The organism is Acidaminococcus sp. (assembly GCA_022482815.1).
Taxonomy (GTDB): domain Bacteria; phylum Bacillota; class Negativicutes; order Acidaminococcales; family Acidaminococcaceae; genus Acidaminococcus.
On the sequence record JAKVOM010000001.1, the window covers coordinates 341,045 to 367,547 of the forward strand.

The following is a 26,503-nucleotide window of genomic DNA, read 5'->3' on the forward strand; positions in this document are numbered from 1 at the left end:
TTTCTCGACGCAACATCGCCGATAGTTTCATATACTCATTGTAAGAGACTCCTAATGTAGGAATTAATTAAGCTTGAAGGTCAGATTAAACACTTGCCACGAGTACAGAGGTAAACCAAAATACGACCTGTTAAACTTTTTTGATTCTAAGTCGAGTGAACAATACGGTTGGAATGAAATGGAGGCGATATTTTATGCTGTCGATTATCACCAATCCAATAACAATATCTGTTATTGTTATGTGTGCCTTATGTTTATTAAAACTTAATGTTATACTCTCCCTTTTGGTCGCTGCAATAGTCGGAGGACTAACTGCTGGACAAGGGATAGACACAATTATGAAAACCTTGCTTGCAGGATTCAATAGTAATGCAGAGAATTCCCTCGCATATTTACTTTTAGGAACTTTTGCAGCAGCGCTTGAATTTACTGGCCTAGCAGCACTATTGGCGAAGAAAGTTACTGTTGCAGTTAAGGGAAGCCGTGCAGCCCTCTTAGCGACACTTTGCATATGCGCATGCATTTCTGGAACGTTAATTACAGTTCATATTGCGTTCATTCCGATTTTGGTGCCGCCACTTTTGCACCTTATGAACGAATTACGAATTGATAGACGAGCTGCTGCCACAGCGTTAGGCTTCGGTTTAAAAGCGATGTATATCACAATACCAATTGGCTACGGCATCATTTTCCACAGCATTATTGCCAGCAATATGACGGAAAATGGTTGGCCAATTGCTATGAGCGATGTTTGGAAACACAATTGGATTCTTGGAATCGGAATGTTAGCAGGACTTTTCATTTCTCAATATGTGTATAGAAAACCTCGTGACTATAAAGATATTGATATTGAACTCGATCACACATATGATAACTTGAAAATGGGCCATGCTCAGTGGGTGTCGTTGGTAGCAGTTGTTGTTACGGTCGTCGCCCAATTATGGACCGGTATGATGCCTTACGGCGCATTAGCAGGCATTTTCGTACTTATCGTCGGAGGAGCAATCAAACTGGATAAGACTGACTTTATAACTTCCGAGGGTATAAAATTGATGGGTATGATTGCCTTTATTATGTTGATTGCCGGCGGATATGCAGGAGTTATTAAATCAACTGGAGCTGTAAAGACTCTGATTGAAGACACCTTGGCCATATTAGGTACAAATAAGGCCGTAATTGCAATTGTGCTCATTCTCATTGGCCTGGTTATTACCATGGGTATTGGCACATCCTTTGGTACAGTTCCGGTAATTGCTCTACTTTATGTGCCGCTGATGCAGAAAACCGGCTTCAGTTTAGGAGCTTGCTGCTGCCTGATTGCGTGTGCAGCCGCATTGGGAGATGCGGGATCCCCTGCATCAGACACAACTTTAGGTCCAACAGCAGGACTTAACGCAGATGGTCAGCATGACCATATTAGAGATACCTGCATTCCGCAATTTCTTTGCTATAACATTCCGCTGGCAATTGCAGGATTTATCGGTGCTTTGGTCCTATAGATTTCCGCTGTAGATATGAGCTATCGCATTAAGTTATCTCACTGCTCTGTTTTACTAACCTCACTTTGTTATAAGCAAGAAAGGAGAGTCACTTCCCTATGGATAAAATTATACGTGTCGACGGAGAACACCTCACAATAGAGGATGTAGTTGATGTTGCAAGAAACTATGCACATGTAGAATTAACACCGGCAGCAAAAGAAAAAATTACTTCTTCCCGCCTAACCGTAGAAAAAGCAATGGCTAAAAATGAACCTATCTACGGACTTAATACGGGTTTTGGCAAGTTTGAAAACGTCGCAATTGATGATTCTCAATTGAATGAATTACAGCTACGCCTTATTCTTGCAGATTGTGTTGGTGTCGGAGATCCATTTCCAACCGAAGTTGTCCGCGCTATCATGCTGTTAAGGGTGAATGCGCTGGCAAAAGGATATTCTGGCATTAGATTATCGACTGTAGAAACACTTGTCAGCATGATAAACAAGAGAGTTCATCCTGTAATCCCGGAAAAGGGTTCTGTAGGATCTAGCGGGGACCTGTGTCCTCTTGCCCATATGGTAATGCCACTTATCGGTGAAGGCGAGGCTGAATTCAAAGGTGAAATCGTTTCGGGTTTAGATGCCATGAATAAGGCAGGTATAACTCCCGTCAAATTAACAGCTAAAGAAGGTCTAGCCTTAATTAACGGAACTTGTGCAATGATGGGCGTAGCAGCTATCGCAGTATATGATGCTTACAATGTCGTAAAAACCGCCGATATCATATCAGCACTTACTTGTGAAGCTCTTACCGGCATATCAGATCCCTACGATGAACGAATCCATAAGGCTAGACCCCACAGCGGACAGATTGACGTTGCATACAATCTTAGAAAGCTATTACATGGTAGCAAATTAACCACTCGGCAAGGAGAAAAAAGAGTACAGGACGCTTATACCTTACGATGCATTCCTCAAATCCATGGAGCAAGTCGTCTAGCTTTAGACTACGTACGAAGCGTAATTACTACCGAAATTAATTCTGCTACTGATAATCCTCTTATTTTTACCGATAATGGTGATATCATCTCTGGCGGAAATTTCCACGGTCAACCAGTAGCAATTGCGATGGATACTTTGGGAATTGCTATGGCTGAGATAGCCGATGTGTCAGAAAGAAGAATCGAGCGCCTGGTTAATCCAGCTTTAAGTAACGGATTACCAGCCTTCTTGGTTGCAAACGGTGGCCTAAATTGTGGATTTATGGTTCCGCAGTACTGTGCTGCAGCTTTGGTCTCAGAAAATAAAATATTGGCGCATCCTGCTAGCGTAGATTCCATTCCAACATCTGCAAACCAAGAAGATCACGTAAGTTTCGGAACAATAGCTGCAAGAAAGGCCCGCCAGATAATAGAGCACGCATTCCATGTACTTTCTATTGAGTTTATCTGCGCTGCACAAGGAATCGATTTACGTGAAAATGGAGTTTCATTATTAAGTGACCCTGGTAAATTTAGCTACAATTACTTAAGAAAAGATGTTTCCTACATGAAAGATGATAGAGCAATCTATCCAGATATGGAAAAATCCTATAAACTCATTTACCACGGAGATTTGGTGAAATTAATAGAAAATTCCATTGGGAAATTACATTAATCCAAACTGTGGGGAAAATATGGGGAAGTAAAAACAATCTCGTATTTTCTTCTTGCAGTATTATAAATTTCCCTCAGACTTTTCGCGATTTTGCAAAAGGGGCTGTCGCAAGTGACCGATTTTTAATCCCTGAAATAACTTGCTAAAGGCCCCAATTTGCCTTACTTTTTAGTTGGATATGTTTTGAGATGAAAAAAGGGCGCACGAAATTAAGCAACCCTAAGTTGCTTTTTTTCGAGCGCTCTTTTTGTATCTTTTAGGCCTCTTTTTTCAGCGGATATAAGTGCAAATCCTCTTTGCCGTCTTGAACTTTGTGATGGACCTTCAGGACATTCCGTGCCATGGCACATATTCCCACTGTTACCAGGGCATTTCCTTTGCCTCGGGTTTCTAATCTTCTGACGTTTAATGAATCCTTGAGATCCGCAAAGGCTCCTTCTGCCTGTATACTGCGGTTCATCCTCAGTTCCTTACCATATTCGGAAGTAATGTTCTTCAGGGATTCTGCCCTCAATGCAGCAAAATTCTTCGAGACCACTAATTTCTTGTTTCTTTTCTCCATAGGTGTCCTGCAATTGTTCCCATGGATGCACTGTTCCTTGTAGGGACAACCGCTGCAGTCCTTACATTCGTAATATGTTTTCTCTGACACATATCCCGACCGGTTCTTTACCTGGGTTACTTTGCTGACTTTCAGCAGTCTCCTACCTTTACAGATATACATGTCTTGATCAGGCAAATATGTCATGTTTTCTGCTTTGCCGATGTCGTTCTTATACTTTTTCCTCTTGCTTCTTTCATAATTGTTAGGCTTGATATATGAAGTATACTGATTCTTCTTCAGCCAGACCAAGTTCTCTTCGCTTTCATAGCCTGCATCGGCTACAATGTTTGCAAATTTCTGACCGAAGTGGGCTTCAAATCCTTCAAGAAAAGGAATGAGTGTCCGCATATCTGTGGGATGTGCACTCACATCTGCAAACAAGGTAAAACCGGAATTGTTTGCATATTGGACATTGTATCCCGGCTTTAAGGCGCCATTAAGCATGGCATCTTCTTTCATCCTCATAAAGGTAGCATCCGGGTCTGTTTTGGCAAAGCTGTTCCGTTCCCCACAGATGTGAAGCTGCTTCGTATACACCTTAAGCCGTTTGAGATAGTTAGCTAAAATCTCATAGTACTTCTGTAGAATGGTCTTTCTTTTCCCACATCCGTGAACAAACTCGATTCCCTCAGCCCGCTTTATGACAAGCAGTTTTTTTAGGAGCTTCTTTAAATGACGGATGTGGAAAGTGTTTCCGTAACAGACCTTGATTCCGAAACGTTCCTCGATTTCGGGAACCAGTTGCTCCAGTTTCTCTATGAGTTTGTTCTGGCTGCCTAAGACTCTGTTTTTCCAAACAAATTTGTACTTGTTTGCCACAGATTCAATTTTTGTCCCATCGATGAACAGGCTATCCAGAGTGATGAAACCGCGAGCCAGCAGCCATTTATCCATCTGAATCATGAGTTTCTTGATACATGGTTTTAGATGGAGGGAACAAAATCTTGCAATGGTTGCATTATCCGGAGCTTTTTTCCCATCTAAGAGAAACATGAAATGAGTGTCTCTTTTACAGGATTGCTCTATCTTACGCGAACCACGAATTCCTTCCATACATGCATAAATGACGATTTCCAGCAGCTGAATTGGTGACGTTAATTTATTCTCGACATGAGAATACGTGTCATACAATGCCTTTACATCCATCCCTTCTACCATGGCACGCACCAAGCGAACAGGATCGTCATTAGGGATTTGTACTTCAAAATTTAGAGGAAGAAAAAGTTGATAAGAACTACCAATTTTTGTATAATCCTTTTGTGTAGGTTTGTTTTTTTGCATATTTAAATTCTACACCAAGGCGCGGTCTCATTCAATGAGGCCGCGCCTTGCTTTTGATACAAAAGAGGCCGTCGCAAAATGCGACAGCCCCTTTTCAACTTTCACAAGTTATACCTGAAAATCAAGAATTTAATTATTTTTTATCTGATTCTGCGACTCTTACATTTATTATTAATTTTATAATGTAACAGCCATTTTAGTTAAGCCAAAGGCAGAGCTATGCTATCTACCATCAGTCATAAGGGCTGTGAAACAATGAATAATCATTGCTTCACAGCCCTTATGACTTTTTCAAAACACCCCCACCGTATCTTTCATCAGGTCTTCCAAAAGCGCATCGATGAGCGGGTTTGTACGGTGCGTCATATAGGTCAGATAGATATCCCGCATGGCCAGCTCGCTGTCTATCTGGTAAAAGCAGACCGAACTTGTCGGGGACACAGACTCCGGAATAGCGGACCGCAGGAAGGCAATGCCTCTGCCTTCGCAGACCAGGTAATATGCAGTCATCATCTGTGTCACATACATTTCGACCTGCGGTTCAAAGCCTGCTTCCCGACACATGGCCTGGCTCCGGTCGTGACTGTCGTTGCCTTCTTTCAGAAATAAAAAAGAAGCCTTGGCAAATTTTTTCAGCGGCACGCGCGGTTTGGCGCAGCCCGGCTGCCGACGTTTCAGGAATGAAGCAAAGTCGTAGCAGTACGGACGCAGTTTTTTATTGATGGGATCAGTCGCCGGCACCGCCATGACGAGTTCCTCGCTTCTCCATGGCTGAGACTCCAGATCGGGCGAATCAGTTTTTTCTGCTTCCAGGATCAAATCGATTTCTCCTGTCATCAATTTATGAGTCAGTCCTTCCGGTTCACCTTCCGTAAAGGTAAAAGTCACGTCCGGATGCTGCCCCTGAAAGTCTTCCATCAGTCTCGGCAGCACATAGGTGCAAAAAAACATGGAACTCCCTATATGGATTTCCTTGTGGCCATGTTGCCTCAGCTCCTTAAAATGGTTTTCCAAATCTTTCTCGAGCTGCATAATTTGTTCAATTTTTTCAATATAGTATTTTCCTTCCGGCGTCAGTGACACCGGTTTGCTGCTCCGGTCAAAAATCGGGACCCCGATACGTTCTTCTTCTTTCTTCACGACGGCACTGAGCCAGGGCTGGGAAATGAATAACTTTTGTGCCGCTTTGGAAAAGCCTTTTTCCTTATATACCGCGTACACATATTCTTTATAATCTGCCATCACGGCCTCCTATAGGTAAAACCATATAATGATTTCATATTTTACGTCTTTTACTTTTTGCCGGTTTCTATTTAAAATTATATCATAAAGGAAAAGGGGACAATCGTTTTAAGGACTGTCCAACTTCGTATGAATCTTCCAATTTATGGAATTGTCAGAAAGGAGATCATATCAATGCAAGTTGCAGAGAGAATGAATCAACTGGTTCCTTCCGGTATCCGGAAAGTCAACGAAAAAGCGCTCGCCATGGAGCGCGCCGGTGAAAAGGTCATCCATTTTGAAATCGGGCGCCCCGATTTTGATACGCCGGCCTATATTAAAGAGTCCGCCATCCAGGCCATCCGTGACGGCAAAGTCCACTACACTTCGAACTATGGTCTGATGGAACTGCGCCAGGCCATTGCCGACAAGCTGAAAAAACAAAACAACATTCCTTATAAAGCAGAAGAAATCCTGGTTACGGCCGGTCTTTCCGAAGGCGTTATGGCTGTATTGGAAGCCGTGCTTAATCCGGGCGACGAAATTCTCGTTCCGAATCCGGTCTGGCTGAACTACATCAACGTACCGAAACTGCTCGGTGCCGTTCCTGTACTGTACGACCTGACCGAAGAGACGGGATTCCAGATTGACCTTGACACGCTGGAAAGCAAGATTACGCCCAAGACAAAGGCTGTCGTTATCGTCACTCCGACGAACCCGACGGGCGGCGTATTGAGCAAAGATACCCTGCAAAAACTGGCTGACATCTGCATCAAGCATGACCTCATGGTCATTTCCGATGAAGTCTATGAACGCATTGTTTACGACGGAGTAAAAGCTGTCAGCATTGCTTCCCTGCCGGGCATGAAGGAACGCACCTTCACAATGAACGGTTTCTCCAAGGCCTACGCTATGGACGGCTGGCGTCTCGGCTACGTAGCGGCACCGGAAGAATGGATCAAGGTGCTGAATAAATTCCATCAGCACTGCGCTACCTGCGCCAACCACATGACCCAGATTGCCGGTATCACGGCTCTCCGCGACGAAAAAGACGAAGTCGAGGAAATGGTCGCTGAATATAAGCGCCGCCGCGACTACGCCGTCAAGGCCATCAACGCTATCCCCGGCCTTTCCTGCACGCTGCCGAAAGGTGCTTTCTATATCTTCATCAACTGCAAGAAGATTCCGATGGACTGCGAAAAACTGGCAGCCTGGCTGCTGGAAAATGCCAAGATTGCCCTGGTTCCGGGCAACGTCTTCGGTCCTGGCGGAGAAGGCTACATCCGTATGTCCTTTGCCACCAACTATGATGATGTCGTAGAAGGCTGCCGCCGTCTGGCTGCCGGAATTGCCAAACTGCAGGCAAAATAACAATCGATAAAGCAACTTTTTGAGGAGGTTTGCATCATGCGTCTTGTTACCCTGAAAATTTTTGGTCTGGAAGTCGCAGGCACCAAAGCCAAAAATGGTGTTGTTACCATCAGCACCTTGAACGAAGCCCTGAACACCAAGTATCCGCTGGATATGATGGCACTGATTCAGGCCCAGGCCATTCCTGAAATCACGAAGTGGTATAACGCAGGCGGCAAAGAAAAACTCGATACCCTGGATGCCGTCCCGTATGAAAAATGCGTCTATGGTCCGCTCTACCGCAATCCGAAACGGATTTTTGGTATCGGCCTGAACTATTCCGATCACGCCGGTGATATCGGCACGCCGCCTCCTGTCGGCTTCCCCGGCAGCTTCTTCAAGATGGCGGATACGCTGATCGGCCCGGGCGACACCATTTATCTGCCCAAGCTGAAAGAAGCCCAGAAGACGACAGCAGAAGCAGAACTCGGCATCATCCTTGGCAAAGACTGCCGCGATGTATCTGAAGAAAATTGGCAGGACGCCATTGTCGGCTACACCACGATTCTTGATATGACGGAAGAATCCATCCTGAAAGGGAATGATTACCTGAAAGGAAATCCCCGTTACCTCACCATCGTGAAAAACTTCCCGACTTTCTTCTCCTTCGGCCCGGAACTGGTAACGCCGGACGAAGTGCCGGATGTACTGAAACTGGAAATTCAAAGTGTCCATAACGGTGAGGTTCATGCCAAAAATACCGTTGATCATATGACCCACAAACCGGCTCGTCTGATTTCGCTGCACAGCAGCATCCAGGGCTGGTATGCCGGGGATGTGCTCTCTACCGGTACACCGCGTGCCTTCCATATCCAGGAAGGCGACATTGCCGAATGCCGCATCTACGGCCCGAACGGCTTTGCCATGGAACCGCTGAAAAACCCCGTTATCGATTTGAAAAAGCATTGATTCAGTAAGGAGGAATTGATCATGGATTTAGGATTAAAAGGTAAAGTTGCTCTCGTTCTTTCTTCTGCTTCCGGTATCGGTAAAGGTATTGCCACTGAATTTGCCCGTGAAGGCGCTACCGTAGCTATTGCCACGGCTCCGGCTTTCATGAAGGATCTGGAACAGGCTCAGGCTGATATTGAGAAAGAAACAGGCAATCGTCCTTATATTTTCACTTATGACGTCAAAGACCCCGAAAGCATCACAAAGATGGTAAACGAAGTCGGTACCAAGTTGGGCGGTATCTACGCACTCGTAAACCACTGCCCGGGTCCGAAAGCCGGTCATTTTGAAGATCTGACCGAAGCAGACTGGGCTGATGGCTACGAAAAGTGCCTGCACAGCTACACCTTCTCCATCCGTGCTGCACTGCCGTTCATGAAGAAGGCCGGCGAAGGCAGAATCCTCAACAGCACTTCTTCCTCCATCAAACAAGCCCTGGATAACTTGATTCTGTCCAACACTTTCCGTATGGGTGTGGTCGGCATGAGCAAGACCCTCGCCCGCGAACTGGGGCAGTATGGTATTCTGGTCAACGTCATGGGGCCGGGCCGCATCTATACGGCACGCATTAAGTACCTGAACGGAATCCGCGGTTCCAAGCTCGGAATTTCCGAAGAAGAATACACCAAACGCGACAGCGCCAGCTTCCCGCAAAAGCGCTATCAGCAAGTTGACGAATATGGCCGCATGGCAGTATTCCTCTGCTCTGCCGCCAATACGGCTGTCACCGGACAGCATCTCCTCTGCGACGGTGCTATGACCCAGGCTTACTAAGCTTTCCATCTTCCCAGCTTAAAAGAATGCCGGACTCCCTCAAGCATCTTAAGCGGTATTCTTTTAAGTTAAATTAAAAAAGGCTGTGAAACAATGACTGCACGTTGTTTCACAGCCCTTTTTGCTCGCCGGTCGCTGGCCGCGGGTCGCCCGTGGAAAAAAAATGACCTTTCATTAAACCAAACCGTCAGATTGGGTATTCCTTTGGGACCTCCTTCCACGCAGTCGGAAGGAGGATGCCACGAAGTGGCGGAAGATAGTACCGATTCAATGCTAAATGCCATAAACAAAAGGCTAAAAGCGCCTTTTTAAAATAAAACCTGAAATTTAGGTTAACTGCTAAATTTCAGGTTTTATATCATATTTCACTTGAATCAAAAGTTTAACACACTGCTGCAGACGAGGCTATATGCCAGAGGCCAAAAGCTAAAAGCGCTTTTTTTACAGCCTTTTTTTCGAAGGTTCATGGTCGTCGAAAGATGATAAATTCTAAAGTTGGATTTACCTTCTTACTATACTTACTTTATATTTCACTCAGACATGTTTCCACAGTGGTCTATCACTGACGATACTTAAGCAGCGGCGCAACGCGTTTGCGCAGTAGAACCCAGCCAACAGCAAAAGCACCAACCGCGTAAATTGCACCCAGGCCAGCCGCTGTCCAGATATTGGCAATAGCCATCATAGGGACAACTGCGGGGAAGTACGTGGAAGTCAGAAGTGCCGTAGTCCCATTATGCACGCCATGGGCCTCCATAGCAACACTCTGGGCATCCGGGTCCATAGCACGAACGAGGGCAAGCCCGGTAGCACTTGTTCCCGTTCCCATCCCATAGGCACACATTGCCTTTTCGTACCAGTCTTGTTCACTCGTATGTTTGGCATAAAAAATGCAGTACCAGGCCGTAAATAGAATCATGATGATACTGTAAATGGCAATCGGCATTGCATGGGTAGCTACGAAAGTCAAGTTCATCGTTGCCACAGCAGCCATGACGACAATATCAAGGGACATACCGGATATCGCTGAAATGGTCTTTCTATCAACTAAATCACCCAGCCCGAGTTTGCGCATAACCGGCCACATAATAATTGCGCCAACCACTCCATTAATAATACGTGGAAATGTCTTAAAGAAAGGATTTACATAAGCTCCCAAAAATTTAAATACACCGCTGCCGAGCAACATAGCAGTCATCAGGAAAGCAAATTGCAGGAGCAGGTTATTCATGGAGTCATTCATAACACGAGCCATACCAATAGGAAACCGTTTTTCCGGCGGCAGAATCGCCTTCCCCACGCCGATTCTCGCTCCATCATTAGCCTTGATATGGGCGGTCCAGCCGCGCCTTGCGCCGTAGTTAATAAGGATGATACCGCCGATGATAGCTGCTAAAAGTCCAATAGTCGATAATACGATACCCATATCCATCATGCCCGGGACACCGAGACGATCATAAATCTTACCAACGGCTGTCGCATTCCCATGCCCACCAAGGAAAGCGAAAACACCCATGGTTCCCCATTCCTTAGGCAAGTCGGTCCAAAAAATGTTCAACACGGCACCTACGGCAACGCCAAGTGCCAGTTGAGCCCCTTTCAAGCTTGTAGCCAGGCAGCAATAATCAAGATAGTTGGCGATCTTGTCCTTGTTGATAGTGACACCAAAAACCAAGCAGGTCAGAATCAAGTTAATCAGATTTCCTGACAAGGAAGAATAGCTTTTGGGGATAGGGACCAAATTCAGTACCTGAGGTCCCATAATCAGAGCCAGGATACCGCCAATCATAGAAGCTGGAATAAAAAACTTCTGAAAAGGTTTAAAAATTTCACGCAGGGCAAGTCCGACTAAAAGAAAAACACTCATGACACCCATATCCGTAAATAACGATGCGATTGACATACAGGCACCTCCTATTCATCCATAGAAGCACTTTTCAATGCGAGCAGTTCCGATTTCAAGCTATTGATAGGTACTGTACATTCCGGTGCCAAGAGAAATGGCCGCTGACGGTTGCCGTCGACAGACTTTCTGGCCATATCACCAATTTTTTCTGCGGCATTTGTACCAAATAGATTCTCATTAACACCGCCCATAGCCGCGATTTTACCCAGCCAGGATTCACTGCCTATAATGGGCGGATTACCAGGAGCGGTTTCAGCCCAATGCAGGGCATTGATGGGATAATCAACAAACCGTTTCGGATTCCCGTAAATCCCGCAGGTGTGTAGGATGCAGGGCCTGCCATTCAGTGCTTCTAGCACGATTTTGTCATAGGGTACGACAAATTCCTTCCATTCTTCATACGTAAGGTATCCCTCGCGGGCCAGCCCCATCTCTGCGAAAAAGATACCATCGGCACCGGCTTCCAAGCATTTAGTAACATAGTCAGCCAGGGTTACGGCAATATTTTTCAGGGCATGGTGAACTACATCCGGGTGCTCTCTGAAATAAGGGAGCAAGACGCATTTTTCCCGCGGTGCTTCCCGATAACGACCCGGGCTCTTATCCCCACACAGGTTCAACAATACGGCTATAGGGGCAAATACAGACTGGAAGACTGGCAAATCTGCCGGAATCTGTTTCCTGATTAACCGGATAGCCTTCACATGATCTCCGAACCGGCTGTAATCACCAGGATATTCCACCACTTTTTCAAAATCAGAAAGATTATGAATGGCATAATCTAATTTTTCCGGCACATTTCCAAGATAATGTTCATAATTGTATTTGTTGCCCCAAACTTCATAGTAATAAACAGCACCGGGATTGACTTTCATCCAGTCCCAATCATATTCATTCTGAAACTCGACCATACATTTAGCTATATCTTCCGCTTTCACTTCCATCCCCGGAAAATGGCGGTATGCCGTGACAGGAGGGCGATCTGGGACTTCACCTTTCATCACACTCATCATTCTCTCCATCTTGTTCCACACAATAACATGCACCTCCATAGTTTTAAAGATTTCTGTGAAGACCGGCAAAATAAATAAAAGCTTACTTAAAAGAAGTATTTTAATTAATAAAACAGATTATTCTGTATTTTTGTGTTATTCCATATCATAATTTTTGGTTCTTCACGGAAATTTGTGGACTAAAAGACATTTGACTATTGAAAAAGGACATTAACTCCTCCAAAATATAATCGTCGAAACCATACCTTGGGAGGAGAAAATGTCCTTTACTAATTACACTATTCAAAATAATGCAGAATGTCAAGATGTCTTTTACAATGTCTTCATGCCGGAAGACCCTTTTGATGACAGCCAGGAGATTGTTATTTGCAGTGAAAAGAAATATACCGACTTCCGTTGTCCTAAATGTGGTCAGAAAATGTATTCTTACGAGCCATTTTCCACCTACTTGAAAAGTTTTCCTGCGTATCCTGAGCATACCAGGATGATCCGCTTTGAAGGGCATCGCTTCCGTTGCTCCTGCTGCCATGCAACCATCACTGAGCCTATTCCCTTTAAATATCCAGGAACTCGCATTACCATGAGAGCTTCTCTCTGGATTGAGACGCTGCTTCGTAATGGAATCCCTGCCAATGCAATTGCCAAGATGTCAGGAATTCACTGGAGCACGGTTCGCTATGTCCACAAACAGCTCATGGACGAATCTCTCGATAAATATGAAATGGAATTGGAGCTGACCTCTTACAAGCCCCGTTTCCTGGCCATCGATGAGTTTGCTATCCATAAGGGACACACCTATGCCACTTGCGTCATGGATTTAGCGACAGGTTATATTCTCTGGGTTGGCAGAGGTCGGGCGATAGCTGACTTCGAGCATTTCTTCAAGGAATATGATCAGACAAAGCTGACAGAGGTCAAGGCAGTCGCCATGGATATGAACGCTTCCTACAACAAGCTGGTACAAGAACATCTGCCGCAAGCTAAGGTCGTGTATGATCGTTACCACATGCAGGCTCAATTCGGGAAGGAAGTATTAGGTGTAGTAAGACTTGATGAGGCCAGAATGCATAGGGATAAAGCCAACGACATGCAAGAAGCATTAAAAGACGCAAGTGCTGAAGACAAGCCGGCTTTGAAAGAGCGGATATCCGAGGAAAAGAAGAACTACCGCACATTGAAGAAAGTCCGCTGGCCGTTACTCACCAATGAAGATAGGCTGAATCCTAAGAGCAAAGAAGCGTTGCAGGCCATCTTTGCAGAGCACGAGGATCTGGCAATATGTTATTCCATGAAGGAAGAGATGGTAGCCCTCTATGAATTAAGGGACTATGACAAGGCTCTTGCAGGATGGAAGCGCTGGTTTAAAGCTGCACTAGGCAGCGGGATTCCGGCCCTGGTTAGGTTTGCTAAGATTAAGCTGCCAAGGATAGACGGTCTGGTGAACCATGCCCTGTACCCGATAAACACAGGGAAGCTTGAAGGCTTCAACAACAAGATTAAAGTGGCCAAAAGAAGAGCGTACGGATACAGAGATGATGAGTACTTTTTCACGTTAATTCGCTACCTCTCAATTCCGACCGTAAGGGGTATACTCCCGAAAAAACCGTGAAGAACCTAATTTTTGTATCCCAATTCATGATATCGGCTTTCTTTTTTCCCGTCCAATACTAGGTTTAAATCAGATTGATAGATATCTTCTATACCCTTTCATTAAAATAGGGACCCAATTGCCGTGCTGTTATAACTTTTCAATCTATTGCAGAAACGTTTCCCCGTCAGCCTCAATTACAAATAGTGCATGAAGCGACGGTTTTCAAACCACAACGCACTCAGATTAAGGATTCAACAAACTCATCATCCTCATTTACTAAAATTTTGCTGCTCCCACCCTGTATTTTCTGGCGGTAATAACGTGCAGTCATAGCAGAAATCATTTAACTACGTATTATAAGCGAAAAAGGCTGCTGCACCCGGTAATAAAAACTACCGTATGCAGCAGCCTTTTTCACTTAGGATTGAGAAAGTTAGGGGTGAAACAATCTTTATTCTTCATCCATGCCAGGCTTGAAGAAATCGCCAAACAGTTCTTCATTGCTGGGCAGATCTTTCGGAATTGGACGAGCTACCCATGTTGTGTTCATATAATGCTTCAGGGTAATATTTTCAGATACGATATTGCCGCCCCAGGTACCGCAGCCCATGGAGGAGGTAGGAGGCATACCATTTGTCGGCGAACCTGCGTTACCCTTGTTATTAGGTTGACGAACCATAATCCGGGATACAGGAGCAGCCAGCCCCAGACGATTGATATGATCGTCGCTGAAGGAATAGATACCGCAGGAGTGGCCTTTACCACCAACATCAAAGATCTTTCTCATCATATCCAGAGCATTTTCAAATTCGCCTTCGTATTTGAAGAGGGCCAGCAGTGTGGTCAGTTTTTCACTGGAGAAGAAGTGATCTTTACCGATGTCGTTGATACCGCCGCCTGTTACTGCAATGAACTTACGATCTTCCGGAATTTCAAACCCAGCAGTCAATGCCAGCTTTTGCGGACTGATTGCAACGGTATTCGGAAGACGATGACCATTTTCGTCCCACATTACTCTCTTCAGCTTTTCCGCTTCTTCTTCATTTGCAAGATAAGCACCTTCTGCTACCAATGCCTTAACAAAATCATCATAAATAGATTCATGAATGACCAGGTTACCATCGCAGGAGCAGCCGGATCCAAAGTCGGAAGTCTTAGAAATTCGAGTGTTCTCCGCAGCTTCCTTCAGACGTTCCGGAGTATTGCACGTATCATCAATAATAACCGTTGCATTGCCTGCGCCGGAGCCATATGCAGGAGTACCGGAAGAATATGCCGACTTAACCATTGGACGACCGCCGGTAGCAATAACCAGATCGCATCTTTCCATCAGCGCTTTAGACAAGTTAATGGAAGGATCTTTAATGCCTTGAATAATATCGGCGGGAGCACCTTCTCTAACCAGCGTTTGACGAATAATATCAATGCACTTGTTGGTTACGTTCTTTGCACGAGGATGCGGAGAGCAAATCATAACGTCTCTTGCCTTGATTGCATATACAATCTGACCAGCAGGTGTCAGGCAAGGGTTCGTCGTCGGTACCAGAGAAGCAATGACGCCGGCCGGTTTTGCATATTTTACAATGCCCTTTTCCGGAATTTCTTCAATAATGCCCACGCTGGGCTGACGCAGACAATCTCTCAGAATTAATTTGATTTTGTTTCTCTTATTTCTCTTAGAAATTCTATCACCCAAGTTCGTTTCTGCAACAGCTTCGTCGCAAATCGGGCCCCATACTTTCATGTCGCAGACAGCTGCCGCTACTGCCTGGCAAAGTCTGTCAACACGAGCCTGATCATAGGTAGCGATGACGTCAAGTGCTTTATGAGCACGTGCTACCATCTCATCAATCATTGCAATCTGTTCAGGGGTTACTTCCTTAGCCATGATATCAATCTCCTTTTTTAAACATTTAAATAAAATTGTCTAAACATTCTTAACTTTCAATAATAACTCTATACCTTTAGTTTTTCATTGTCTAATACCAGAATTCTTGAAAATCGATAGAACTTATCTATTATTTTTTAGCTAATGTCTGATTTTTGATCTGTCTTGTAGGAATCTCACGAATCAGATCCTTCGACTTACCAGCTCGGAGGATATAACTATCCGTACTGTGACCAATAATGCGAACAACTTCCCTGCTTATTTGGATTGCCTTGTCCAGGTCTACCCCTGTGTCAATTCCAGACTCATCACACATATGCAGTACATCTTCCGTTGCGACATTGCCAGCTGCACCAGGCACAAACGGGCACCCGCCAACACCGGCAAAACTTGTATCGAAGTTAGTGAACCCGCATTCCAGACCAGCCATGATATTGGCAATCCCCAATCCTCTGGTATTATGGAAATGCAGCCACCATTTCACCTCCGGATAAGATTTGCGCATTTCCTTACAGATTCTTTTAACTTGAACCGGATATGCCATACCCGAAGCATCAGACAAAGAGATTTCTGATACTCCAACGGCCAGATATGCCTCAACAATTCTTTTTACATCCGAAAGAGGGATTTCTTTATCCCAGGGAGAACCAAATACCATCGAAATAGATCCGGACACGTCCAGCCCTGCTTCTTTTGCTTTTTGAACACATTCACCAAAACGACCAACACTTTCTTCCGGCGTGCAATTCAGGTTTGCAAGATTATGTGCAGTGCTTGCCGATACATTCAATTTAACTTTGTGGCACCCGCAGTCTATAGCTCTGGTCACACCTCTTAAGTTGGCAATCAAAGCACGATACTCCACGCCTTTAACCTTTTTTATTTTTTTAAAGACTTCATCTGTGTTTGCCATTTGAGGGACAGCTTTTGGACTTACAAAAGATCCGACCTCGATTACCTTAAAACCAGCTGCGGCCATATCATCTATTAATTTTACCTTATCCTCGACAGAGACCATCGTTTTTTCATTCTGAAGTCCATCCCTGGTACCTACTTCACAGATAGTAATGGATTTTGGAAGTTCTTCATTCACCATAATCCCTCCTCTCGTTCAAGTGATGTTATTTCTTATTAGCAAACATAACCCATCCGATGATAAGCGGAATGAAGAAGCTAGCGGCACCAATTCCAATGCACGCCATTAAATTACCGCTGAAATAAAGAGCGGGCAAAATAGCCGGCATAGAGCCGTAAACCGGAGCCCATGCGGAGGAAGCAACGCCCTGGGCATCCGGAGCTGAAGACTTCCCATCAGGGTCAACTGCACGAACAAGCGCCAATCCGGTAGGAACTGCACCGGATGCCATACCAAACAGGCAGCAGGCCTTTTCAAACCATTCCAGTTTGCAGTATTTTCTGCAGAAATACAGCGATACCAAGATAGTAAGTACGAGCAAAACAGCAGAGTAGATGATAATAGGAACGATAAACGTGCTGACAAGACTAAGTTTCATCGTAGAAACAGCGCCAAGGATCAAAACATCCAGGGCACATCCTGAAACCTGGCTGATTGTCGGTTTATCCAGATATCCATTCCAGTGCATCTTCGACATAATAATACGAATAATAGCTGCTCCCAGCATACCGTTAACCAGAGATCCCAGTTTCTTGACCCACGGGAAAATCGTATTTCCCAGAGTTCCCAGGATCAGCTGACCTAACCACATACTAAAAAGGATCAAACAAATTTGCAATACCAAGGCGTTAATGCCGTTGGAAGAAACTTTTACGTGACCTATAGGCTTTTGTAAATTTTCAGGAAGAACACCACTCAACGTTGGATCGTATCCACTTTCAGGGATTTTAGTGTATCGAGCATAGCCCTTACGAATCCCCCAGTTTACAATAACCATACCGATAGTAACTGCGGACATAAGTCCTATCGTGGAAAGAATCATACCCATGCTCAGGGCACCTTCTGCGCCAAGTTTATCAAGCTGAGTCCCGGCAGCGCCTGCAGTACCATGGCCGCCCCAGAAGGAAAATACACCAAGGAGCCCCCAACCTTTAGGAAGCGACGGCCAAGCTTGAGAGAGTGCTTCACCCAGTGGAGCCCCAACCATCAGCTGCATTCCCCAAACAGCTATGCAGACACATGCATAATCAACGTAGTTACGAAAACGACTTTTATCAAAAGTGATTCCCAAAACAATACAAGTAAGAACAAGCCCAATCAGAGCACCTGCATAGGAACTGAATGATTTAGGAATAGTAATTACACCCAAAACCTGAGGTCCTAGAATCAATCCTAAAAAACCTGCCAGCATAGACGTTGGAATATATAATTTTTGGATTGGTTTGCAAATTTCTCTAACCACAAAGCCCAGCAGCATTAAAGCAGCTAATACTTGCCAGTCTTTTAATAAGGATGCGAATGTCATTATATGGCCCTCCTCCCTAACTATTTATTTAAGTTCAAATAAATCTGTTTAATTTCGTCGGCCGTTAAAACAACTGGGTTTCCCTTCATTGCAGGATCATTTTGAGCATTCTTAACAATAGTCTCCAAAGAAGCATTGAATTTATCCTGACTGATTCCCAACTCGCTAATGGTCTTTGGAGTTTTGGTAACTTCCATCAGTTTGTTCCATTCTTTGATCAGCCCTTCAACAGCTTCTTCATCGGTTGCTGCTTCCACGCCTAAATATCTGGCAACCTCTGCATACTCCTTAAGACATTTCCTGGAGTTCAGGCGAATCACTTGTTCCATCGGAGGTGCTACAGATGTGCCGTGAGGCATATGAACCAATGTTGCAAGTTGTTTACCAGATCCATGGGAAGCGCCTGAACCTCTTCCGGCCAAGGCGATACCACCCATCGTTGCGGCAATCTGCATCTGAGCTCTGGCCTTAAGATTACCAGGTTCTTTTAAAACGATCGGCAAATTAGCAACTATCCTTTTCATACCTTCCAATGCAAATAAATCTGTGAAGGAGTTTTTAGGATTCTTATTAACGTAAGCTTCTATACAATGTGCAAAAGCGTCCAGTCCGGTTGCTCCGGTAATCTTAAATGGCACGGTTACCGTAAACCGAGGATCCAGCACCACGTAATGAGGAATCAATTGATAATCTGCAATTCCTTTCTTTACTTGCGGAACCTGAGGATTTCCCGTAGGTACATAAATTACAGCAATTGGAGAAACCTCGGATCCTGTCCCGCTCGTCGTCGGAATATAGAGCAGTCTGGCTTTACGCTGTACGGGAGGAAGATTAAACCGATTCATTAAAGCCTCATCCGTAATGTCAGGATGCTCATAGTACACTTCCATGACTTTGACCGAATCCATTACTGCCCCACCGCCAATGGCAATAATTAAATCCGGTTGAGTCTCAATCAGCTTTTTAGAATTTTCCTTAACGAATCCTAGAGTAGGTTCCTTTCCTTCGTCGTAGAAGAGCCAATGTTTGACGTTTCTTTTTTCAAATATAGAGTTCATCAGCTCCAAAACGTCCTTGTTATATTCGCAAAAAACCCGATCCGCAAATACAACCACCCGACTCATTTCAACCTTCTCCAAAAACTCCAAGGAGTTCTCTCCATACACAATCTTGTTCGCAAAGTTGGCCTGCAGCATCTCACTCACCCCTTCCAACAATTTACCGCAGCGCTTTAAATACAGAAAGTTCATTAAGTTCTAACTATTTAATGATTTCTGTCTTTCTTTGTCTTTATTTTATCTTTCACGTTATAGACCGTCTAATACTTGATTCAGATTGTATTGATAGAAGAATTCTATAATCCCTATTTTTTGGTAATCGTATGCTATAATAAACTGGAGTGAGAGGGGATTCAGAAAGCAGGTGATATTATGAAATTACTACAGCTTCAATACTTTCAGACGCTTGCAAAAATGCTTCATTATACCAAAGCAGCTGAAGCACTGCATATTTCTCAGCCTAGCCTGAGTTATGCGATTGCAGAACTTGAAAAAGAGTTAAAAGTTCCTCTTTTTATAAGAGCAAAGAAGAAAATTAGCCTCAGTCCATATGGTGAATGCTTTCTGGAATACGTAAACCAAGCACTGGATATGTTGGATAAGGGCGTGGATTATATTCACTCCATGAAAAATGCCAATGCCGGAACTGTCACAATAGGATACATCTATAGTCTGAGTACAACTCTTATTCCAGAAGTTATTGATGCCTTTAAAAGGGAACAAAGCAATACAGACATAAAATTTAAATATGTCCAAGATTTGCAGACTGGATTGGTGGATGCCTTAAAAGATGAAAAAGTCGATTTAATCATCTCTGCTGACACTGATCCGGATTTAATTTCAGTACCATTATTTACCCAAGAACTGTATCTCATGGTTCATAAAAGTCATCCGTTGGCAAAAAGAGACAGTGTTTCGTTTTCCGAAATTGCTCATGAACCATTCATTATGCTCGACTCAAGCAGTGCGCTCAGGAAATTGCTCGACAAACGTTTCCAAAGAATCCGTGTTAAACCCAATATTGTGGCAGAAGCAAATGAATGTGCAGCTGCCCTGCAATATGTAGCACAAAATGATGGAGTTACCATTGTCCCCGACATCCATTTAACATCCCTGATGCCTGTCAAAAGGATTAAAATTGCTTCATCTGGTTTTGTACGTACAATTTACATATCCTGGAAAAGTGAGATTACCTTAATCCCTCCCGTTCACAGAGTAAGAGATTACATTATATCCTATCTACACGGAACGAATTCTTTTTAATCATATGTTTACCTAATGACAACGAATAAAATCCCAGAAATCAAAAATGATTTCTGGGATTTTATTCGTTACATTATCGAGCCTAAAATTCACAACAATCGAATCATTGCCTTCTCGAGTCCTTCCGCATCATACCCAAAGGCATGGTAGAGATTTTCCGCCGAAGCCAGAGAAGGAAAAGTATCAGGAATCCCCAAATTGATAAAACTGGGGGACATTTTTGATTCAGCTAATATTTCGGCCACATAATAGCCTAATCCTCCAACCACATTGTGATCATGAGCCACAACAATACGCCCTGTTTTTGCTGCCTCTATCACTGCATTTTTATCAATGGGTTTCAACGTATGCATATCTACAACACGAATTTTCTTCCCCAATTTTCGTTCTATTTGCAAAGCCGCCTTTACAGCAAATTGAGTAGTAACTCCCGAACAAATAAACGCACCGTCCTGTCCTTCATGAGCAATAGATGCTCTTCCTATATTAAAAGAATAGATGCTTTCGTCATAGATATGTGCAACTGGGTAAACAGTATTTCTCATATACACAGGGCCATTGTAATTTAACAAAGCATCTAACATTTTTCTTGCTTGCACGGGATCACTAGGCTCCACGACAGTCATATTGGCCATGCTGCCCATGATTGCACAATCTTCCATCCCCCAGTGAGTAGCGCCTGACATTCCGCTCGACAGCCCCGAGTAAATAGCGATAAGGCGTACTTTTAAATTTCCATAAGCTACATCTGTCCTGCACTGTTCGCAAGCCCTCATGGAAATGAAATTAGCCATTGAAAAGACAAAAGGCAGCAAGCCTTCGTGAGCTAGTCCTGCTGCAAAACCTATCAAATCCTGCTCAGCAATGCCCACGTTAAAGGTCCTGTTGGGAAACTTTTCCCTAAATTTGTTTGTGCGGCACGTTTTCCCGAGATCAGCATTGATCACAACCATTTTGTCATTTTTTGTTCCTAAGTAGGGCAGGTATTCCCCTATTTCATCCCGCAGGACCCTTTTATCATCAAAATCATAGGCAAACATGATTTCATCTCCCCTCATTGTTATAATATTCTTTTAACTCCTCCATTGCCTCTGAATATTGTTCAGGAGAAAGTTTTCCTTTGTGCCAAGCTGGGCTGTTTTCCATAAAAGAAACTCCCTTTCCTTTGGTCGTATGACAGATGATAACAGTTGGAATCCTGGAAGAAGGCAGAGGCAGCTGTTCAAATTCCTGCAAGATAGAAGGGATATCATTGCCATCAATTTCTTTCACTTTCCATCCAAATGCCCTGTACTTTTCAGCGATATTCCCCAACGAGGTAATTTCATCTACGAAACCAATCTGACTCCAATCCATTTTGATCAATTATAGCGACTAAATTACCCAGGTTATAGTGGACAGAATTCATGGCAGCTTCCCAAACTGAACCTTCGGATTGTTCACCATCTCCCATGATCACATAAACTCGATTTTTCCAATTATGTTTTAAGCGCAGTGCCATTGCAATTCCGCTAGCAATTGACAGGCCATGTCCTAATGATCCTGTGGATACTTCTATGTAGGGATTTTCAAAACTACATGGATGCATAGAGAATCTTCCTCCGCTGGAATCGTATTCTTTCATTACGTCATCAACGCCGTAACATCCTATGGCTGCCTGACAAAAATTCAAAGCAGCTGATGCATGGCCCTTTGATAGCACAAACCGATCCCTGTTTTCATCATGCGGATCGGCTGGATTATAATGCATCTGATACTGCCATAATACAGTCATTACATCAGTAATCGACAAATCTCCTCCGATGTGAATTGACTTTTTAGAGGCGAGTGTTAATAGATTTTTTCTGACTTCATAGGCAGCTTTCTCAAGTTTCAGAATTTGCTCTTTTTTCATCACTACATCCTCCTATCATAACTTTCTATAAATTTTATTCAAAAATAATCTGAAAATTTCTACTTTTTCTACCGATTATCTCCTTACAGTTTTAGTTTATACTTCAGAAAAAATAAGCGTCTAATACTAGTTTTTAATCAAGTTAATAAAAGTTTTCTATTATTTTTCAAAAATAAAAAAGATGACTGTGGAGAAAAACAACTTTTCTTCACAGCCATCTTTTTTATTCGATAGTTGCCTTTTTATAGCTTTTTAACAGTACTTGAAACCAACACACACTTCTTCCGACCAAAATTCACAAATATTAAATATACTTCTTTCAATCAACGAGCACATGGTGCCTTACTCTTAGAACTAAGTATATCCGAAAATTTACGATTTTTGTGCCAGAACGAACGTCTTGCAACAATGTAAAATGCGAGCCAGATAGCAAAGCTAAATAACCAAAGAATCCAAGCTGGAATTTTTGTGGAAAGAAGCGGCATTAATACCACATAAGGAATGGCCAGCGGATATAGTAACGAAACCGCTGATGCAACAGAATCTTGTCCCGTTGTTTCAAAGTTAGGGTCTACAACACGTAAAAGCATCAGGCCTGTAGCCAAAACACCACTTTCAAGTCCATAGCTGGCCACAGCACGTTCAAACCAATCTACATCAAATATTTTCCAAGAGAAATAGAAATTGGCAATAAGGTTTACTACAATCATGACGACAATAGTCAGGACAAGAGGTACCAGATAAAGAGAAAATACTTTAAGAGAAAGCGTAGCAATTGCTGCACAAACAAGGTAATCAAGGGCGACGCCGGAAATACGAGTGATTGTTGCTCTGTCTATATACGATTCCAGGTGAAGTTTTCTCATAACGTAGTTAAAGGTGGCACCAAAAACCATGGCGCAGGCAAAATGCGGTATTTCCTTAAGCAGCGGATGAATCATGACTAATCCCTTAGATAATAAGGTTGCCCCGCCAAAAACAAAACCCGTAATGGCAAGCTGGAGAGCAAGAGGATCCAAAGCATCAGCGTATGAAACGCCAACGCCAATAGGTTTACGTTCAGAAACAGGAACTATTCCTTCTTGGATACTTTTAGGGATAGATTGAGGCTCCAAAACTTTTTGTGCATAGCCTCTGCGCACCCCTATGTTAATGACAATCATTCCTAAAATGATACCCGACATCAATCCGGCTGTTGCCATCGTGTTTGCTACTGAAATACCTTCCGGCCAACCATATTGGGCAAGAGCCACACCAACGGCATTGGCAGTACCATGCCCGCCATGAAAACCAAAAACGGGGGTAAAGCCGAAGCTCACAGGTAATTCAGGGAAAAAGGGGATAAGAAGCATGGTTAGTCCCAACCCGACCAATACTTGTGTTTGATGCATCAGACCAGAAACAGTAACCCCTTCTGAGGCAATGCGGCCAAAATTGTTGGATGGTTTTGCACCGACGAAAGCCAGTCCAAGGACAATAGAAGTAAGTTGTCCCGGCCACTGAGCAATACTCTTTCCAATGGGGAGAGAAAATCCAGTAAAGTGTCCTAAGATTTGCGGCCCGAGAAATAGCCCTACGAACCCTGCAATTAATGATGCAGGCAAGTACAAATTTTGGAGAAACTTACTATGTTTCCGAAGAATTATACCTATAAGGAGCAGAAGACTTAATATCGCGCCATCCAAAATAACAGTCTTAAGAGGATTCATAATTCGACTTCCTTTCTTCCAGAGACCTACACCCTAAACCAACTCTCATAATTCCTTTGCCAGCCTTGGCAAATCTTCCTCCGTTAGAACTTTACCCTTCTGTGCATCAATTTCCCGGCAAATGAGGTTATACAGTTCTTTCATATCGTCTTTTTTTAGAGACAGCCCTTGTCGTTGCACCAATACCCACAGCGCTTCCTCAGTGATATTTTTCGAAAGAAATGCAAGTCGTTTGCTTCCAAATTCTTCCGGTAAAATACCTTGTACCGCCAATGGATCTTTAACAGACATGAGGATATGAGCTGCCAAGCTATCGGAGAAAGCATACTTTCCAACAAAGGGCATGTTTGTGGGAATAGGAATTCCAGATATCTGGGACACATACTGAGCTATTTTTAACAGCAATGTACAATCAATTCCGGTTTTAATCCCATACATACCTTCCAACGCCATAATTATTTCCACCAAAGATGCATTTCCGCATCGCTCACCCAGGCCGTTAACCGAGCCATCCACAAGTGAAGCACCTGCCCGTATAGCAGCTAATGCGTCTGCCAAGCCCAAGCCAAAATCGTTGTGAGTGTGAATTCCAAGAATCGTTGAAGTCCCTTCGAGTGCAGACAATGCAGTGCGGCACATATTCTCAATTCCGCTCGGATCTGCCACCCCTACGGTGTCAGCCAGTCTGACCCTGGATGCACCGGATTTAGCAGCAGCCTTGACCATACGAGCAAGAATACGAGCATCGGAACGTGTTGCATTAATCAAACTAATATTGCACTCGAGACCTTTAGAAGCAATATATTCTGCAGTTTCCTGAATACGATGTTCTTCATCCACCAGCGCCTCTTCAGTTGCAGCATTCAATGAAAAAGAAGCATGAATAATATCCGGCTTCGTTTCAGCCTGCAAGTCAATCATCTGCTTTAATTGTTTCATATCAGATGTATTGAAGTTAAGTACTTCAGTTTTTAAATACTTACGAGGAACCGCACAAAGATCAGCATTAATTTGCATGGCCCGCTCATCAACTTGTTCTCCATGCCAAGTATTGTATAATTGAACTTGAGGCAGGTGTGCAGCCTCCAATAGCTCTATAAAGTGTTCCCTCTCTGCTTGCGAAAAACTGACGCCGGCAGTTTGTTCACCTTCACGCAAAGTCACGTCACAAATAATCGGCGGATGCGCAATTTGTGGAACTACATTATAGGGGCTAACTCTCCGTTTCATGTTATCTACCTACCTTTCCTTCTTTTATTGAGGTGCATAATTCATGTTATTCAACACAGAATATTTTCGAGTCCTTTGTCAATCTGAAAGCATTTCCTCAGCGGCGAAAAAGCTTCACGTCTCCCATCAGAATTTAAGCAAATATATTAAAAATTTAGAAAAAGAATATCATACGACACTCTTTACCAGGTCTCCTAAACTTACGTTAACTGAATCTGGAAAAGCTATGCTAAGTTCCATGGAAGACATAACTGTCATAGAGGAAAATTTAAAAACGCGTATCGAAGAAATACACAAATCTAATGTTGGGATTCTCCGGATTGGTACACCGGAAGGTCGCTTTCGAATTGTCTTTCCTCCGATTTCAGCTAAAATGCAGCAAGAGTACCCTCAAGTACGTATGGTTCCGACCGCGGCTCCATCTTTTCGTCTAAAAGAGTTACTCCTGCGCAATGAATTAGATATCGCCCTAATTGATCGAGATTTCATAGATCCGATTCATTTTCGTCAACATTCTGTACTAGAAGAAACGTTATACCTTGTAGTATCGAGCAAGTTAATACAAGATTTCGGCCACATGGAGATGTGGAAACAATTTTCCAATGATGGGGCCGATCTCATCCAATTAAGAAATATGCCATTTATTTTAAATCACGAGAACTCAATTTCCAGACGCTGCATCGATGAGTGGTGTGTAGCCCATGGCATTAAAATCTATCCAGTAATGGAATTATCTCAAATGGACCTTCACATCCTTTTAAGCGCTCAAAATTATGCTGCTTCTTTTTGCTGGTCTATGTACCTACCTTTAATCACGGAACAAAATCAACTGCATAAAGATAACCTGTTAAGAGTTTTTCCCATAAAAAATTTTCCAGCACACAACCACATCGTTATTGCCTCTCTTAAAGATAAAGTCATCCCTGCCTTTGGAAAGACCTTCTGCAAGCTTATGAGGGAGCTCTTTTTTGATATCAAGCCCCCAGTATCTGTTTAGAAAATATCATATTTTTCTGCAATTAGAAAGAATATAAAAATTGAATATATGCAACTTTATAATTGCATATATACATTAATTCTCTAGCCACGCTTTTAAACATTTCATTTGATTTAAAACTGGCTATTTAGATTGA

At 43.5% G+C, this 26,503-nt stretch carries 19 protein-coding genes and 1 pseudogene; 8 read left to right on the forward strand and 12 right to left on the reverse strand.

Going from position 1 to position 26,503, the window contains the following annotated elements; translation table 11 throughout:
- The first annotated feature begins 194 nt into the window (after window positions 1–194).
- A complete protein-coding gene (locus LKE33_01480) occupies window positions 195–1,499 on the forward strand; it encodes a sodium:proton antiporter (protein MCH3949597.1) in 1,305 nt (434 codons plus the stop codon).
- Between the two features lie 98 nt (window positions 1,500–1,597).
- Window positions 1,598–3,136, forward strand: a complete 1,539-nt coding sequence (gene hutH, locus LKE33_01485) for a histidine ammonia-lyase (GenBank protein ID MCH3949598.1) — start codon at window positions 1,598–1,600, stop codon at window positions 3,134–3,136.
- A gap of 256 nt (window positions 3,137–3,392) precedes the next feature.
- Here hutH and LKE33_01490 read toward each other — a convergent pair whose 3' ends face one another.
- Both LKE33_01490 and LKE33_01495 read right to left on the reverse strand, forming a co-directional pair.
- Window positions 3,393–5,021 carry an IS1182 family transposase gene (locus LKE33_01490; protein MCH3949599.1) on the reverse strand — a complete coding sequence of 543 codons (1,629 nt, stop codon included), beginning with the start codon at window positions 5,019–5,021 and terminating at the stop codon, window positions 3,393–3,395.
- 291 nt (window positions 5,022–5,312) lie between these two features.
- Window positions 5,313–6,263 carry a LysR family transcriptional regulator gene (locus tag LKE33_01495; protein MCH3949600.1) on the reverse strand — a complete coding sequence of 317 codons (951 nt, stop codon included), beginning with the start codon at window positions 6,261–6,263 and terminating at the stop codon, window positions 5,313–5,315.
- Between the two features lie 174 nt (window positions 6,264–6,437).
- Here LKE33_01495 and LKE33_01500 point away from each other — a divergent pair, with 174 nt between their 5' ends.
- Genes LKE33_01500 through LKE33_01510 form a run of 3 tightly spaced genes read left to right on the forward strand, consistent with a single transcriptional unit; the run spans window position 6,438 to window position 9,377 of the window.
- Window positions 6,438–7,613 (forward strand): pyridoxal phosphate-dependent aminotransferase, encoded by a 1,176-nt coding sequence (locus tag LKE33_01500; protein ID MCH3949601.1) that lies wholly within the window; start codon window positions 6,438–6,440, stop codon window positions 7,611–7,613.
- 36 nt (window positions 7,614–7,649) lie between these two features.
- On the forward strand, window positions 7,650–8,561 hold the full coding sequence (locus LKE33_01505) for a fumarylacetoacetate hydrolase family protein (protein MCH3949602.1): 912 nt from the start codon (window positions 7,650–7,652) through the stop codon (window positions 8,559–8,561).
- A gap of 21 nt (window positions 8,562–8,582) precedes the next feature.
- The gene (locus tag LKE33_01510; GenBank protein ID MCH3949603.1) at window positions 8,583–9,377 is read left to right on the forward strand and encodes an SDR family oxidoreductase; all 795 of its coding nucleotides are present in this window, start codon (window positions 8,583–8,585) and stop codon (window positions 9,375–9,377) included.
- Between the two features lie 559 nt (window positions 9,378–9,936).
- Here LKE33_01510 and LKE33_01515 read toward each other — a convergent pair.
- A complete protein-coding gene (locus LKE33_01515) occupies window positions 9,937–11,280 on the reverse strand; it encodes a hypothetical protein (protein MCH3949604.1) in 1,344 nt (447 codons plus the stop codon).
- 11 nt (window positions 11,281–11,291) lie between these two features.
- Window positions 11,292–12,317, reverse strand: coding sequence for a hypothetical protein (locus tag LKE33_01520; protein MCH3949605.1), 1,026 nt, complete (start codon window positions 12,315–12,317; stop codon window positions 11,292–11,294).
- 238 nt (window positions 12,318–12,555) lie between these two features.
- On the opposite strand from LKE33_01520, the gene LKE33_01525 reads away from it, so the two are divergent.
- Window positions 12,556–13,905: an ISL3 family transposase gene (locus LKE33_01525; protein MCH3949606.1), complete on the forward strand. Its 1,350-nt coding sequence runs from the start codon at window positions 12,556–12,558 to the stop codon at window positions 13,903–13,905.
- 433 nt (window positions 13,906–14,338) lie between these two features.
- On the opposite strand, the gene LKE33_01530 is transcribed toward LKE33_01525, so the two are convergent.
- From LKE33_01530 to LKE33_01545, 4 genes are all read right to left on the reverse strand, one after another.
- A complete protein-coding gene (locus LKE33_01530) occupies window positions 14,339–15,775 on the reverse strand; it encodes an aldehyde dehydrogenase family protein (GenBank protein MCH3949607.1) in 1,437 nt (478 codons plus the stop codon).
- Between the two features lie 130 nt (window positions 15,776–15,905).
- Entirely contained in the window at window positions 15,906–16,871 is a 966-nt protein-coding gene (locus tag LKE33_01535) for a hydroxymethylglutaryl-CoA lyase (GenBank protein MCH3949608.1), read from the reverse strand.
- A gap of 25 nt (window positions 16,872–16,896) precedes the next feature.
- Window positions 16,897–18,216 carry a hypothetical protein gene (locus tag LKE33_01540; protein MCH3949609.1) on the reverse strand — a complete coding sequence of 440 codons (1,320 nt, stop codon included), beginning with the start codon at window positions 18,214–18,216 and terminating at the stop codon, window positions 16,897–16,899.
- A 20-nt stretch (window positions 18,217–18,236) separates the two neighbouring features.
- The gene (locus LKE33_01545; GenBank protein ID MCH3949610.1) at window positions 18,237–19,412 is read right to left on the reverse strand and encodes an iron-containing alcohol dehydrogenase family protein; all 1,176 of its coding nucleotides are present in this window, start codon (window positions 19,410–19,412) and stop codon (window positions 18,237–18,239) included.
- A 234-nt stretch (window positions 19,413–19,646) separates the two neighbouring features.
- On the opposite strand from LKE33_01545, the gene LKE33_01550 reads away from it, so the two are divergent.
- The gene (locus LKE33_01550) at window positions 19,647–20,537 is read left to right on the forward strand and encodes a LysR family transcriptional regulator (GenBank protein MCH3949611.1); all 891 of its coding nucleotides are present in this window, start codon (window positions 19,647–19,649) and stop codon (window positions 20,535–20,537) included.
- 89 nt (window positions 20,538–20,626) lie between these two features.
- Here the strand turns inward: LKE33_01550 and LKE33_01555 are convergent, their stop codons facing one another.
- The 4 genes and pseudogenes from LKE33_01555 to LKE33_01570 all read right to left on the reverse strand — a co-directional run bounded on the left by LKE33_01555 (window position 20,627) and on the right by LKE33_01570 (window position 25,370).
- Complete coding sequence (locus LKE33_01555; protein ID MCH3949612.1) at window positions 20,627–21,577, reverse strand: hypothetical protein; 951 nt, start codon at window positions 21,575–21,577, stop codon at window positions 20,627–20,629.
- Between the two features lie 4 nt (window positions 21,578–21,581).
- A pseudogene (locus tag LKE33_01560) lies at window positions 21,582–22,431 on the reverse strand (transketolase).
- A 323-nt stretch (window positions 22,432–22,754) separates the two neighbouring features.
- On the reverse strand, window positions 22,755–24,140 hold the full coding sequence (locus LKE33_01565) for a hypothetical protein (GenBank protein ID MCH3949613.1): 1,386 nt from the start codon (window positions 24,138–24,140) through the stop codon (window positions 22,755–22,757).
- Between the two features lie 45 nt (window positions 24,141–24,185).
- Window positions 24,186–25,370 carry a LeuA family protein gene (locus LKE33_01570; protein ID MCH3949614.1) on the reverse strand — a complete coding sequence of 395 codons (1,185 nt, stop codon included), beginning with the start codon at window positions 25,368–25,370 and terminating at the stop codon, window positions 24,186–24,188.
- Window positions 25,371–25,413: 43 nt separating this feature from the next.
- On the opposite strand from LKE33_01570, the gene LKE33_01575 reads away from it, so the two are divergent.
- Window positions 25,414–26,367 (forward strand): LysR family transcriptional regulator, encoded by a 954-nt coding sequence (locus tag LKE33_01575; protein ID MCH3949615.1) that lies wholly within the window; start codon window positions 25,414–25,416, stop codon window positions 26,365–26,367.
- Window positions 26,368–26,503: the final 136 nt, after the last annotated feature.